The organism is Leptospira bourretii (assembly GCF_004770145.1).
Lineage (GTDB): Bacteria > Spirochaetota > Leptospiria > Leptospirales > Leptospiraceae > Leptospira_A > Leptospira_A bourretii.
In genome coordinates, this window is sequence record NZ_RQFW01000010.1 from 324375 (window position 1) to 337446 (window position 13072).

A 13072-nucleotide genomic window follows, 5' to 3' on the forward strand; every position below is an offset into this window, starting at 1 on the left:
AATCCAATATGTTTAAATTTCTCACTTCTCTTTTCAGAAAGAAAGCCGACTCTGTCGATTCCTTTTTGATGTACCCCGAGGGAAAGAGATACTATCGAGAAACTCACTCCATACGCAGGGCCAATATCGATGAAGATGCCATCAAAATCATCAATCGATTGAACAAGTTTCGTTACAAGGCCTATTTAGTCGGTGGAGGGGTCAGAGATCTGCTTATGGGCAAACGCCCAAAAGACTTTGATATAGTCACAAGTGCGACTCCAAACCAAATCAAAAGGATCTTCAATAACTGCCGAATCATCGGAAAACGATTTAAAATTGTACATATCATTTTTAAAGGCAAAATTATTGAAGTATCGACGTTCCGATCACTACCGGAACATCGTTTGGAAAAACACAAAGCAGAAAACGATTATCTCATCAAACGGGACAATTCCTTCGGTACAGCAAAGGAAGACGCGGCTAGACGCGACTTTACCATCAACTCCTTGTTTTACGATCCTAAAAACGATTCCATCTTGGATTACGTTGGTGGGTTCGAAGACATTCAAAAGAAAATCGTTAGGGTCATCGGTGATCCAGATATTTCCTTCAAAGAAGATCCGGTTCGTATGTTACGAGCGGTTAAGTTTTCTGTTTTACTGGGACTCGACATCGAGAAAAAAACCAAACTGGCAATCAAAAAGAACCGTTTGGAACTCGAAAAATCTTCCACAGCAAGACTTTTGGAAGAATATAACAAAATGTTTCGCACTTGGAAAACTTCGATTATCTTCGAAGGCCTTGCTGAGAATCATTTGCTCGATGTTCTTTTTAAAGAACCAACTGATAAACTAAAGAAAACCGATCCAGAGTGGCGTGAACATTTTATGGAAACTCCACTTGGGAAAAGATTGGCAGTCACTGACAAACTCCTCTCCGCAAGAGAAGAGATGACACCTGCTATCTTTTACTCGTTAATTTTCTATGATCTCATCAAAGACCTTTATGAAAATGATCGAGGCCATTTAGCACATAACATCAAAGAAAGTCTTCAGTCAGTTTTTGAACGAATGGGAATTCCGAAACGGGAACAGGATAATTTGGTAAAGATTTTTATCAGCCAACCTCGTTTCCAAGTCACTGATGATGAAAAAGAAAGACAAAACTCTTTCTTTAAAAAGAAGGACTACTTCTACGATGCGTTTATGGTTTATAAAATCGTAGCCATTTCGGAAGGAAACGAATCTGCAGTACAAACGGCATTCTTTTGGGAAATCTCTTTGCGACAAAGACCTAAACCTGATAGCCATCAGTTCGGCCAACAAAACCGCAAAAAAGAACCAAACAAAAAAAGACCGCCACGAAAGAAACACCGGGACAGAAGGGGTGGTGGTTCTCAGAACCAAAACCAGAACAATGGTGCAGAGGGAAATCAGTTTGAGAAAAATGACCAACCTCGATCCAATGTAGATTCTTTGAATTCTGAATCAGAATCAGAAAATACCTAGTAAACAAAAAAGGTAAGGACCCCAAATCCTTGCCTTTTTTCCTATTCTTTCGTCAAATGTTTGGATGGGAAAACAAAAGCCTTTAACAAAAGTTTTACTCCTCGAAGACGATCCTACTATATCTTTACTCTATAGTGGAATACTCCATAAACATGGAATGGAGGTGACAAGTTTTACTGAGATCAAAACGGCCTTAGAATACTTAGCAGAAAACCACCTTCATACCGAAAACATAGTGTTAACAGACCTTCAATTGCCAGATGGAAATGGGTTGGAGTTTGTTAGAGAAATCCGAAAAATCAATAAACATATCCCAGTCGTTGTGATTACATCAACGGAGGATCCTAAACTCATTATCGAAGTGATGAAGGAACATGTTCAGGAATATATCATTAAACCGGTGATTCCCGATGAACTCATATCAAGAATTAAATACCAACTTTCTAATAAAGAAAATGATTATGAATACTCTGAATATGAACGCGAAAAAATTTTATCTCTCGAGAAACTTTTAGATTGGTATGCTTATAAAAATAGTCGGATCAAAAAGGGAGATCTAAACTCCCAAGAAATGCACAAAAATTTGTTTTATGGATTGCGAACTAGTTTGGCACAAGGTGCTGGATTTGGAGTCCTCACGCAACTCATTGACTTAATCAAAGCGATGCCAAAAGCGGAAGGAGGAGGTGTCATTTTAGATGCTGATATCCTCAGCATTTTGGAAGAAAACGCTTTGTATTCAAAAAAAGTTTTGGATCGTTTTACTGAGATTGAGGATGTAATTTTTGATCGAATTGAATTACAACTTGTTTCTCCATTCGTAATTTTTAATGAAATGTTAAGTTTGAAAGATGAGTTGAAACCGATTTTAGCATTAAGAGACCAAACATTATTAGTCCCGGAATATAAATTCAAAGAACTTGGTTCTAAAAAAATATTACTGAACAAAGTTTTTTTTCGCAAAGTAATTCACGAACTTTTGTTAAATGCGATGCGTTTTTCTCAAAGTTCCAGTAAAATTTATGCCATGTTAAATTTGGATTCTGACGGGATTTATTTGTCGATTGTAAATTCTCTTGGTGATGAACAGTTTGCAAAAAATGGAATTCCGAATGAGTATCTGGATTTGATATTTGAACCATTTTTTAGGTTAAACAAAAATATATATGAAAAACATGGTTCTTTGGATTTCGGAATTGGTTTGAGTTTTGTGATGCAGACCATCATCCGTTTTGGTGGTTCCATCTCTGCATTAAATTTAATTGATCATACAAGTGATGTGAAAGAAACAAAAGTTGAATTTAAGATTTTCCTTCCTTATTCCTCTTCTGAAAAGTGAAGGTACCCTCTTGTTTTGGGGAGGTAACGTTTCCCTTCTTTTTGGAATAAAACTCCCGGTTTTCCTTTTTCAAATTTTCCTATCATCGTCACAGGAATACCGGCAAGTTTTGTTGGCAAAATTTCTGGTGATAAAAACAAAAGTTCTAATTCTTCCCCAGATCCCAAACACAAGTCAATTCCAAGTTCTTGGACGGCGAGTGGGTGGAGGGGAACCGATTCGATTTGGATGTTTAACCTTCCCTTAGAACTGAGAGCCAACCGTTCGCTGTCTTGGATGAGTCCATCAGTAATGTCCATACATGCATGAATTTTAAAATCTTTTAGTTTGTTTAAGATCGCGTATCGAGACTTAGGTGATAGATGGCGTTCTACTGCTTCCTTATAAGTTTTGTCTTTTGATTTTTTTTTAAGGGTTTTGTAGCCCAGTTGACTTAAGCCCAAGGTTCCTGTGAGATACAGGTAATCACCGAATTTCCCACCCGAACGTAACCAAGGTTTGTCCACTGTGCCGACAACTGTGAGTGCCAGTTGAGTGGTAGGTGAGGAAAAGGTGTCGCCTCCCGCAAGTTTCATTCCATATTGGTCTAAGGATTTTCGGAGTTCTTTCGAAAATCCTCTAATCCAATCTTTTTTTCTAGAAACGGAAGAGAGACCGAGGTTTAGAAAACATTCGTTGGGTTTTCCTCCAGAAGCAACGATGTCCGAAACATTGACTTCCACGAGTTTTTTTGCCAAAATTTGCGGTGAAGACCACTGGTGAAGGAAATGAGTTCCTTCGGAGAGTGAGTCCGTGGTGACAAGACGGTTTGGGGCCAAGAAGTAACAATCGTCCTCAGGGGGAGGGGTTGTCCCAAATAGAGTTCGTATAATTTCGGATTCTTTCAAAGTTAAATCCCAATAAATTTGTTTGACCCGGTGTGAAAACCGAAAATCCTGACATAAAAGAGGAAAATCTCGTACTTATGGAACTATTGTCTAAAGCCCACAAGACCCCTTCTATTGCAAAAGAAGCCGTACAAAAACAGTGGTTTGTTGTGGACGCAACTGATAAGACTCTCGGAAGATTGGCAAGTCAAGTAGCTTCCCGCCTTCGCGGAAAACACAAATCTACCTTCACTCCTAACCAGGATTGTGGTGATAATATCATTATCGTTAATGCTTCTAAAGTGGCTGTGACAGGTCGCAAAAGAGAACAAAAAATTTACTACCACCACTCACGTTACCCAGGTGGTATGACTGCCATCGCTTTCCACAAACTCATCCAAGAGAATCCAGAAAGAGTGATCATGGAAGCAGTCAAAGGAATGTTACCTAAATCGAAGTTAGGTGATCAAATGTTGAGAAATTGCCGCGTATTCGCAGGTAATGACCACAACTTGGGAGCTCAAAAGCCCCTAAAACTGGAGTTGAAATAATATGGCGCAAAAAGCAGTTTGGGCAGTAGGCCGACGCAAAACATCCGTTGCACGTGCAAAAATCGCATCTGGAACTGGAAAAATCACAGTAAACCATAAAGATGTAAAAGATTACATTAAAAACGGAGAACACTTAGTTCGCCGTGCACTTGAGCCACTTTTTGTTTTAGAAGCTCGCGACAAGTATGACATTGCACTGAATGTAACTGGTGGTGGAGTGGTTGGCCAAGTGGGAGCCATCCGTCACGCAGTCGCACGTGCGCTTGTGGCTTTCAATGAGTCATTAAAACCTACTTTGAAAAAAGAAGGATTTCTCACTCGAGATAGCCGTATGGTAGAACGTAAAAAATACGGTTTACGCAAAGCTCGTAGAGGAACTCAGTTCTCTAAACGTTAATCGGAAAATCCTCTTTTTTTCCGATCAAAGCCTCCTATTCGGGAGGCTTTTTTTTTAGGTAGGTGTCAATTGAACCAAATCATATTTTATTTTGCCTTTGCAATTGGTACCTTTGCCAGTAGTTGTTTTTTATATTCGATCGTTATTTTTTGCCAAACCTTGGATACAGTAAAAGGTTTCTCAGGGATTGTTTTCTTTTTCCTCTTTTTACCGTTTCCCATTTTCTTTTTATACACAGGTTACTTACTCGATCATTTTTCTAAAAAATGGGTGGTGGTGAGTTTTCAATTTTTCCTTTTGATCTCCTCATTTTTGTTAGGTGCCTTTACTGAATTTTTTATAAGTTTTCCTTTCCTGTTATTACCTTTGGCATTTGTGAATGGGATAGGAATGACAACGGTTCTCCCGGGAAGAATGGCAATTTTAAGGGAAGTGATGGAATCACATCGCCTTGTTTTTCATACCATTGCGGGAAATTTACTTTTGATTTTTGCTTTCGGGATGAGTCCTCTTGCTGTGGGTTGGTTTCGGGAAGAAGGTGGTTATTCATCTTTATTTTTGGTTTTGGCCTCTTTTCATTTTTTTTCTATGCTCGCCTTTTCCATGTTAAGATACGAATTAAAAATTCATCATCCAAACCTTGGTTCGGGTGTTTCCAAACTGGGAAAAATTCCTTCTTTTTCGGCAAATCTGAAGGTCGTTTTAGATTTTCTAAAAGTAGATTCTGTTTCCAGACAAGTGATGTATATGGCGATCCTCAGTATGTTAGCCCTTGGTCCCATCCAAGTCATACTTCCGAAATATGTACGAAATGAACTGGGCCTCGGGGAACTCGCACGGGGAACCGTCCTTGTCTTTTTAGGGCCTGGATTATTTCTCGGTGGGATCCTCACCATTCTCTTTCACCATCTGGAAAGAAAGGGACTTGTGTTGTTGATTGTTTTTAGCTTATCGTCTTTTTTCTTTTTGGGTTTTGTTCCTTTTGGGAAACCAGAAGCCACTTCCTTCTTTTTGTTTTGTTTTGGAGTTTCGGGGGGAGTTCTTTCGAGTCTCCTTCCTGCCATTTTACAAAAACGTGCAGAAGATAGACTTCGGGGAAGAATCCTTTCTCTTTATACAGTTTGTTTTCAGTTCACACCAGCGGTCTCTGGTTTTCTATCGGCCCTTCTGGCTGATACCATTGGTTCCCATTGGACTTTTGGGATTTTAGGTGGGATGTTTCTTTGTTTTGCCTTGTTTTCTTTTCTCCAATACCGGGAATTAAGGCAGAGTTAACTTCTAATTTCCTTGCCCTAGGAGGCAAACCCGATTTCGCTGTAAGTGTATGATGTCGAAAACTGTCCGCGAAATTGCAGAGTTGTATACTAGTTACTTCAAGGGGAAAGGCCACACGATTGTGCCTTCCTCAAGCCTTATCCCCAAGGGGGATCCAACACTTTTATTCACAACCGCCGGAATGGTCCAGTTCAAACCTTTGTTTACAGGAGCAGTGGAGTTACCCTACACAAGAGCTGCCTCCGTTCAAAAATGTGTTCGTACCACCGATTTGGAAGTGGTAGGTAAAACCGAAAGACATTGTACATTTTTTGAAATGCTTGGGAATTTCTCCTTTGGTGATTATTTCAAAAAAGAAGCCATCGAATACGCGTTAGATTTTTCATTAAATCATTTACATATCCCAAAAGAAAAAATCTGGGTCACCATTTACCTAGATGATGATGAAGCCAAAAAAATTTGGATGGAAGCCGGGATTCCCGAAGAACGAATTGTAAGGCTTGGAAAAAAGGATAATTTTTGGGGTCCTGCCGGAGACAGTGGAGCCTGTGGTCCTTGTTCGGAATTGTATTTAGACCGAGGCCCAGAAAAAGGCGGCCCAAATTGTGGAAACAATCCAGACTGCAAACCTGGATGTGATTGTGATCGTTATTTAGAATATTGGAATTTAGTATTCAATCAATTTAACCAAACAGTTTCGGGAGAACTCCTTCCTTTAAAACAAACAGGAATTGATACAGGATCTGGACTCGAACGTGTGGCCATGCTTTTGCAAGAGGTAGATTCCGTTTATGATACCGATGAATTAAAATCCATCATTGGTAAAATTGAAACACTTTCTGGAAAAACTTACGACGAATCGACCAAACAAGCATTCCGAGTGATCACCGATCATTCCCGTTCCGTATTCTTTTCGCTCGGGGATGGGATTTTTCCTGACCGTACGGGACGTGGTTATGTCATTCGTAGGCTCATTCGTCGGGCTTCGTTATTTGCAAGAAAACTAGGAATCCACGAACCTTTTTTATACAAACTAGTGGGGACACTCCGCGATTTATATTCCGTACGGTATCCGGAACTAAAAGACAAAGCAAAAGACATTGAGTCCATCTTAAAAAAAGAAGAAGAACTCTTCCTTCATACTTTGGAAGTGGGTTTGGAAGAATTGGAATCTCTTTTGAATCACTTGAAATCGAACAACCAAACGGTTGTTACTGGAAAAGAAGGGTTTCGTTTGTATTCCACCTACGGGTTCCCAAGAGAAATGACCAAGGAACTTGTGGAAGACCGAGGTTTTGGTTTTGATGACAAGGGATTTGAAGAGGAACTTGAAAAAGACCGTGATCTTTCTCGTGCGAGTTGGAAAGGAAAAAAAATCCAATACCTAACGGGTCTTAGCGCCAGTCCAGAACTCAAAACAGAGTTTTTAGGATATACGGAATTTAAAACACCGGCAAAGGTTTTATATCTTTTTGTAGATGGGAAGTCCGTATCCGAGGCAAACCAAGGATCGGAAGCCGTTGTGGTTTTAGATAAAACTCCCTTTTATGCAGAAGGTGGTGGTCAGATTGGTGATTGGGGTTATCTCAAAAAAGAAGGATTCCAGTTCCAAGTCCAAGACACGCAAAAAGAAAACGAAACTTTTTTACATCTCGGAATCATTCTCAAAGGAAAAATCTCTGTTGGAGAAACCATTGAGGCAGAGATTGACACCACTCGGCGTCAAAATTTAGCCAATCATCACTCCGGCACACACTTGTTAAATGGGGCCCTCCGTCGCATCCTAGGAACTCATGTGGCGCAAAAAGGGTCCGTTGTGTCCTCGGACTATTTGCGATTTGATTTTTCCCATCCAAAAGCACTTTCGGAAGAGGAAATTGTCTCTATTGAAAGAGATGTGAATGAGGCAGTGAATGCCAAAATTTCTGTCAAAACAGAAGTGTTAGACATCGATACCGCAAAACAATCGGGCGCCTTGTCCATGTTTGATGAAAAATATGGAAGTTCTGTTCGAGTGATTTCTATGGGGGATAAATCCAAAGAATTCTGTGGGGGAACCCATGTTTCGAACACAAAAGAAATTGGATACTTTGCCATCATCAAAGAAGGAAGTCCTGGGGCAGGAAACCGAAGGGTTGAAGCCATTTGTGGGGATTCGGTCATTGAATACTTTTTGTCCCAGTTCCAAACCCTCGCAGCAAAAGTAGAAACACATAACTTGTCGGCCAAAGAAACCTTTGGTGATTTGAAGGAGTATGGAATTACCACAGTGGTGCCTGCTCCAGAAGATTTACAAAGTCTTTTTGTGAAAGAAGGGAACACTGCTGTAGAACATTTACGAAAACTTCGGGAAAGTTTGGAGACGGAACTCGAAGAAAAGTCTAGTGCCCTTTTCAAAGCAAAAAAGAAAAAGGAACAATTGAGTTTTCAAATGAATCCGGAACTTGTGGACGGTCTTCTACAAAAGGCACATTCACTTCCAAAAGGAAAAGTAGTGACCGAAGTATTTGAAGCCGTGGATGCAAAATCTTTAAAGGATTTAGCCGATAGCCTCAAAGCCAAAGAACCGGAAGTTCTTTGTTTGTTTGGAACAAGCGACGGGGAGGCGAGTACTCTCGTTTTTATGTGTAATAAGGTTTTGAATGAAAGAGGGATCCACTGTGGGGATTTATTAAAAGAAACCTTAGTGATGTTAGATGGAAAAGGTGGGGGAAGACCTGATATGGCACAAGGTGGTGGTAAAAAACCAGAAAACCTTGGGGCCGCTTTGGAATTTGCCTTGGAACTTTCCAAAAAGAAATTAGGATAACAGAGATAAAAGTTAGTAAGGAGTAAACTATGGCGCAAGATCCATCATTTGACATTGTATCCAAAATCGAAAGACCGGAAATACAAAACGCAGTGGCCCAGGCCATGACAGAAATCCAAACTAGGTTTGATTTTAAAGGGTCCAACTCAGAAATCAAATTAACAGAAGATAGTTTGGTTTTAACTTCTGAAAATGATATCAAACTGAAACAAGTGATTGATGTCCTGACTACCAAAATGGCCAAACGGGGCATTAGTTTGAAGGCATTTGATTTTGACTCCAAAATTGAACCAGCCACGGGCCAAACGGTCCGCCAAAAGGTAAAGATTCAGAATGGTTTGGACAAAGAACAGACCAAACAAATCACCACTCTCATCAAAGACCAGAAACTGAAAGTTCAGGCTTCCATCCAAGGGGATTCGGTTCGGGTTGTGGGCAAAAAAAAGGACGATTTGCAAGAGGTAATGGCTGCGATTCGCAATGCCAATTTCAACTTTGATGCCAATTTTACCAATTTTAAGGGTTAGAATTTTGGTTTAAGGAAAGTCTTCCGGCTTCCATTTTTTTTCTGCCTATGTCTCAAAACCGGCCGATATTTCCGGTATGGACCCTAAAAAATCCGTATGGGGATGGACTTTGCCACGCAAAGACTTCCTTCCGTATCTATTAGTATTTTCCGGTGTTTTTTTACTTCTTTCTCTCTTTTCCTTTCAGGAAGGAGAGGACGGATCGCTTTTCAATTGGTTTGGAAGGCTTGGGCATTACATTGCCTTCACCTTATTATACATTTTAGGAAAGTCCTCTTTTTTACTCGCAGGTTTTGTTTTGATGTTAGGTGTTCTATCTCTTCGAAATCCTGAATTTGACAGACTCGGCAAAGCACTATTTTTCCCCTTATTTCTTGTGGCAACGACTGTCAGTTTGAACTTACTCGAAACCCCTCTTGGTCATGTAGGAGATAGTGGTGGAATCCTTGGTCATTTTTTCTCTTGGGTTTTTTCTTATCTCTTTGGAGAGACGGGACGTATCCTTGTTGTTTTCTTTTTATACTTATATTTTGCCGTGATTTGGCTCGAAGATGGGGCTTGGTCTTTTACCTTTGATGTTATAAATCGTTATTCCAATGGAATTTACCGAATGATGGGAGGAAGAAAGGATCTTCCTCACTTGAAATTACCTTCATTTTTAGAATCGGTGGTTTCGACTCGCCGAGGCCCGGCTTCCGAAATTCGCAGCAAACAATGGTTTGCTGTTCAAACAGAGGAAGAAACCAAAGAAGATATCGCGAATCATTTCTGGAATGTAGTAGCAGAGGAGAATCGAGGATCGGCCCTCCCAAAATCTGGTTATACAAATCCATCTAGACAGGAAGATCGGGAAAGTTTTGGGAGAGAAAATTTTAGTCCGACAAAACAGAATTCGAAAAAAACTCCATCCGTTCGCTACCGCAACACTACTCATTTTGAAGGATTTTTTGACGAATCAGGAAAAGTATTTCGATTCCAAAAACAAGAATCCAAATTGGATTCTTTTGCTGAATTTGAAAAAAATGAAATTTTGATTTCTAAATTAAAACTAACGGATCATCGGCGAACAGTTACGGAATTGGAAGAAATCGAAAGTTCTAGAGAATCGAAAATCCTTTTCCAATTTCCTGAAACTAAGTGGAAACCAAAACTGGATGAGGCTCAGGGACTTGAAAGTTTAGAACTTCCGAAACTAGACCCCATAAAACCTTCATTTGGTAGAGATACACAAATTCTTGCATCCTCAGGTCTTTCTTCCTTTGCCTATGAGGAAGAAGAAGATTTTGACGAAGAAACATCTGAGGATTCGGATGCGGAAGAAACTTTGTCCGAAACAAGTTCTTTGGTTCATCCAAAAGAAGAAGGAAACATGGCTTCCGAGGCCATTCATATTCCGGAATCGCTTCGTTTGTCTCTTGTGGAAGAAACAGGTTGGGAATCAAACGATGAGGAAGAAGATGAATCTTCCGAAGAAGAGGGTGAGGAGAATACCGACGTTTATGAAGAGGAAACTCTCGAAACCTTGGCTGTGGAAGAGAGTTCTCCATTGGTTCGTTCTAACCTAAGTTCTGGAAATTTCGGAAAGAAAAAACTGGCTCCGAAAGAAGAACAACAGGAACTGATGTTTGGTTCTATGGTCCCCAAACCAAAACTAAAAAAAGGAAAGTATTATATTTCTCCAAGGCTTCTTTCTTCTCACCAAGTTCCTGTGGCCAATATCATGAAAAATGATTCGGAGCTTGATCTCATCTCTCGTAAAATTGAAGAGTCCACTGGGCATTTTGGGATTGAGTCCAAGGTTGTCACAAAAGAAAGGGGACCAATCATCACTCGTTATGAGATTACCATTCCGAATGGAATCAAACTCAACCGAATTGTTTCCCTTTCGGATGAAATCAGGGCTTACTTGGAAGTGAAAAACATTCGGATTGTGGCACCTATCCCTGGTAAGGCGTCGATTGGAATTGAGGTTCCGAACCGAATTCGGGAAGATGTATTTTTATCTGAGATTTTAAAGGATACCATCCTCCAACACAAAGCGAAAGACCTTTCGATTTGTATTGGAAAAGATATATCGGGAAAACTCGTGATGATTGATATCGCCAAACTCCCTCACTTACTTGTGGCGGGAACGACTGGTTCTGGTAAGTCGGTGAGTATCAATGCAATGATCACAAGCCTGATCTGCACTCGTTCCCCGGAAGAAGTGCGTTTTATTATGATCGATCCAAAGATGGTGGAGATGACACTTTATGAAGGAATCCCACATTTACTTATGCCGGTCATCACCGATCCTAAAAAAGCAACGAAGGCACTCTCCTGGGCCATCCAAGAAATGGAGAGTCGTTACCAAATGATCTCCCAATTGAAAAGTAGGGATTTCAAAAGTTTCAATGAGAAGGTGGATGAATATGCCCATGCCAAGGGATTTCAAAAACTACCGTACATTGTGATCTTTATCGACGAACTTGCCGACCTTATGATGGTTTCCGGAAAAGATCTGGAAGAACAGATCCAACGTATCTCTCAAAAAGCAAGAGCGGTCGGAATCCATTTGGTGATGGCAACCCAAAGGCCTTCTGTGGATGTGATCACCGGTGTCATCAAAGCGAACTGTCCGGCAAGGGTGGCCTTCCAAGTGGCTCAAAAAACGGACTCTAGAACCATTCTGGATACGAGTGGGGCCGAGACCCTCCTTGGAAAAGGGGACTTTTTATACCGGTCTCCGACTTCTAGCGACCTTCTTCGAATCCAAGCTCCTTTTATCGAAGAGAAAGAAATTGAGTCCATCGTGGAAGAGGCCAAAAAACAGGGTGCTCCAGCGTATGTGGAAATGAACTGGGACGATGAAACGAATATCGAAATGGCCTCTGACGAAGATGAAGAACTTTTTGATGAGGCTTGGAATATCGTGGTCACCGAAAAAAAAGCCAGCGCCAGTTACTTACAAAGAAGGATGAGAATCGGTTACAACAAAGCCGCAAGGCTTATGGAACTTATGGAAATGCGGGGGTATGTTTCCCCACAAATCGGGGCCAAACCCCGGGAAATCCTGCGTTCAGCGTAAATCATCGACAAGAGAAGTTTGTCTGAAAAACTGGGAATCTATGAAAGTATGGATCGGATCTTTGTTACTTGTCTTGGGAGTTTCTCTTGGTGCCCAAACAAGTCCGGCTCACAATTGGCATTCACCCTCCGAAGTGGTGAAAAAGATAAAGAAAAACTTTAGTGATATCAATTCCTATTCGGCTGATTTTCTCATCAAAACAGAAGACAACAAAAAGGAAAAACAGATGCGCGGGAAATGTTTTTACAAACGTCCCGGAAAAATTAGATACAACTTCGCAGAACCGGAAGGGGACGAAATTGTATCCGATGGAAAAACGCTTCATATCTTTATCAAGAGGTTAGGTGCTGTGGGAAAACAAGATTTAACCCTCGACCGTAAAAATACTTCAGGTCCCATCTTTACAACAAACAGTCCTGATGGACTCAATCGCCTCTTTCGTAAATACCATTATAAATTTGATACCATTGAACAACCTCGTTCGATGGGTGATGTTACCAAATACTTTGTGTTAGACCTTGACCAAAGAGAAAAGATTGGTGGGTTTGAGAAGATGAAACTTTTTGTGGATTCCGAATCTTACTTAATCAAAAAAGCAGTGGCCACTGATGGTCGTGGGAAAGTTACCACCATTTCATTTTCCAATATTAATTTTTCTGAAGAAATCCAAGACGGGGTTTTCAATTTTCACATGAGCGGGAACGCGAAGATTGTCAACAACCCACTTGTCTCCGAGAACTAAGCTAAAGAG

At 40.5% G+C, this 13072-nt stretch carries 9 protein-coding genes and 2 pseudogenes; 10 read left to right on the forward strand and 1 reads right to left on the reverse strand.

What is annotated here, in order from left to right; translation table 11 throughout:
* The first annotated feature begins 8 nt into the window (after positions 1-8).
* Both pcnB and EHQ47_RS06490 read left to right on the forward strand, forming a co-directional pair.
* On the forward strand, positions 9-1490 hold the full coding sequence (gene pcnB / locus EHQ47_RS06485; protein WP_135747960.1) for a polynucleotide adenylyltransferase PcnB: 1482 nt from the start codon (positions 9-11) through the stop codon (positions 1488-1490).
* A 64-nt stretch (positions 1491-1554) separates the two neighbouring features.
* Positions 1555-2829 (forward strand): response regulator, encoded by a 1275-nt coding sequence (locus EHQ47_RS06490; protein WP_135776799.1) that lies wholly within the window; start codon positions 1555-1557, stop codon positions 2827-2829.
* Here EHQ47_RS06490 and thiL read toward each other — a convergent pair.
* Positions 2808-3716, reverse strand: coding sequence for a thiamine-phosphate kinase (gene thiL / locus EHQ47_RS06495; protein ID WP_135776800.1), 909 nt, complete (start codon positions 3714-3716; stop codon positions 2808-2810). The two genes, EHQ47_RS06490 and thiL, sit on opposite strands and share 22 nt — an antisense overlap.
* 77 nt (positions 3717-3793) lie before the next feature.
* Between thiL and rplM the strand changes: the two genes are divergently transcribed.
* The 8 genes and pseudogenes from rplM (at position 3794) to EHQ47_RS06530 (ending at position 13063) form a co-directional block, all read left to right on the forward strand.
* Positions 3794-4246: a 50S ribosomal protein L13 gene (gene rplM, locus EHQ47_RS06500; RefSeq protein WP_002973943.1), complete on the forward strand. Its 453-nt coding sequence runs from the start codon at positions 3794-3796 to the stop codon at positions 4244-4246.
* A 1-nt stretch (position 4247) separates the two neighbouring features.
* The gene (gene rpsI / locus EHQ47_RS06505) at positions 4248-4643 is read left to right on the forward strand and encodes a 30S ribosomal protein S9 (protein ID WP_135747963.1); all 396 of its coding nucleotides are present in this window, start codon (positions 4248-4250) and stop codon (positions 4641-4643) included.
* 69 nt (positions 4644-4712) lie between these two features.
* A complete protein-coding gene (locus EHQ47_RS06510) occupies positions 4713-5918 on the forward strand; it encodes an MFS transporter (protein ID WP_135776801.1) in 1206 nt (401 codons plus the stop codon).
* A 49-nt stretch (positions 5919-5967) separates the two neighbouring features.
* Entirely contained in the window at positions 5968-8727 is a 2760-nt protein-coding gene (alaS, locus tag EHQ47_RS06515; RefSeq protein ID WP_167483267.1) for an alanine--tRNA ligase, read from the forward strand.
* Positions 8728-8756: 29 nt separating this feature from the next.
* The gene (locus tag EHQ47_RS06520) at positions 8757-9254 is read left to right on the forward strand and encodes a YajQ family cyclic di-GMP-binding protein (protein WP_135747965.1); all 498 of its coding nucleotides are present in this window, start codon (positions 8757-8759) and stop codon (positions 9252-9254) included.
* A 76-nt stretch (positions 9255-9330) separates the two neighbouring features.
* Positions 9331-10468, forward strand: a pseudogene (locus tag EHQ47_RS19955) (DNA translocase FtsK 4TM domain-containing protein); the annotation flags it as partial.
* Between the two features lie 26 nt (positions 10469-10494).
* A pseudogene (locus EHQ47_RS19960) lies at positions 10495-12321 on the forward strand (DNA translocase FtsK); the annotation flags it as partial.
* 40 nt (positions 12322-12361) lie between these two features.
* The gene (locus EHQ47_RS06530) at positions 12362-13063 is read left to right on the forward strand and encodes a LolA family protein (protein ID WP_135693019.1); all 702 of its coding nucleotides are present in this window, start codon (positions 12362-12364) and stop codon (positions 13061-13063) included.
* Positions 13064-13072 lie beyond the last annotated feature (9 nt).

Bases quoted from the DNA above. Each gene is read 5' to 3' on its own strand.
- pcnB (WP_135747960.1), top strand. From the start codon at position 9: ATGTTTAAATTTCTCACTTCTCTTTTCAGAAAGAAAGCCGACTCTGTC.
- EHQ47_RS06490 (WP_135776799.1), top strand. From the start codon at position 1,555: ATGGGAAAACAAAAGCCTTTAACAAAAGTTTTACTCCTCGAAGACGAT.
- rplM (WP_002973943.1), top strand. From the start codon at position 3,794: ATGGAACTATTGTCTAAAGCCCACAAGACCCCTTCTATTGCAAAAGAA.
- rpsI (WP_135747963.1), top strand. From the start codon at position 4,248: ATGGCGCAAAAAGCAGTTTGGGCAGTAGGCCGACGCAAAACATCCGTT.
- alaS (WP_167483267.1), top strand. From the start codon at position 5,968: ATGATGTCGAAAACTGTCCGCGAAATTGCAGAGTTGTATACTAGTTAC.
- EHQ47_RS06520 (WP_135747965.1), top strand. From the start codon at position 8,757: ATGGCGCAAGATCCATCATTTGACATTGTATCCAAAATCGAAAGACCG.
- EHQ47_RS06530 (WP_135693019.1), top strand. From the start codon at position 12,362: ATGAAAGTATGGATCGGATCTTTGTTACTTGTCTTGGGAGTTTCTCTT.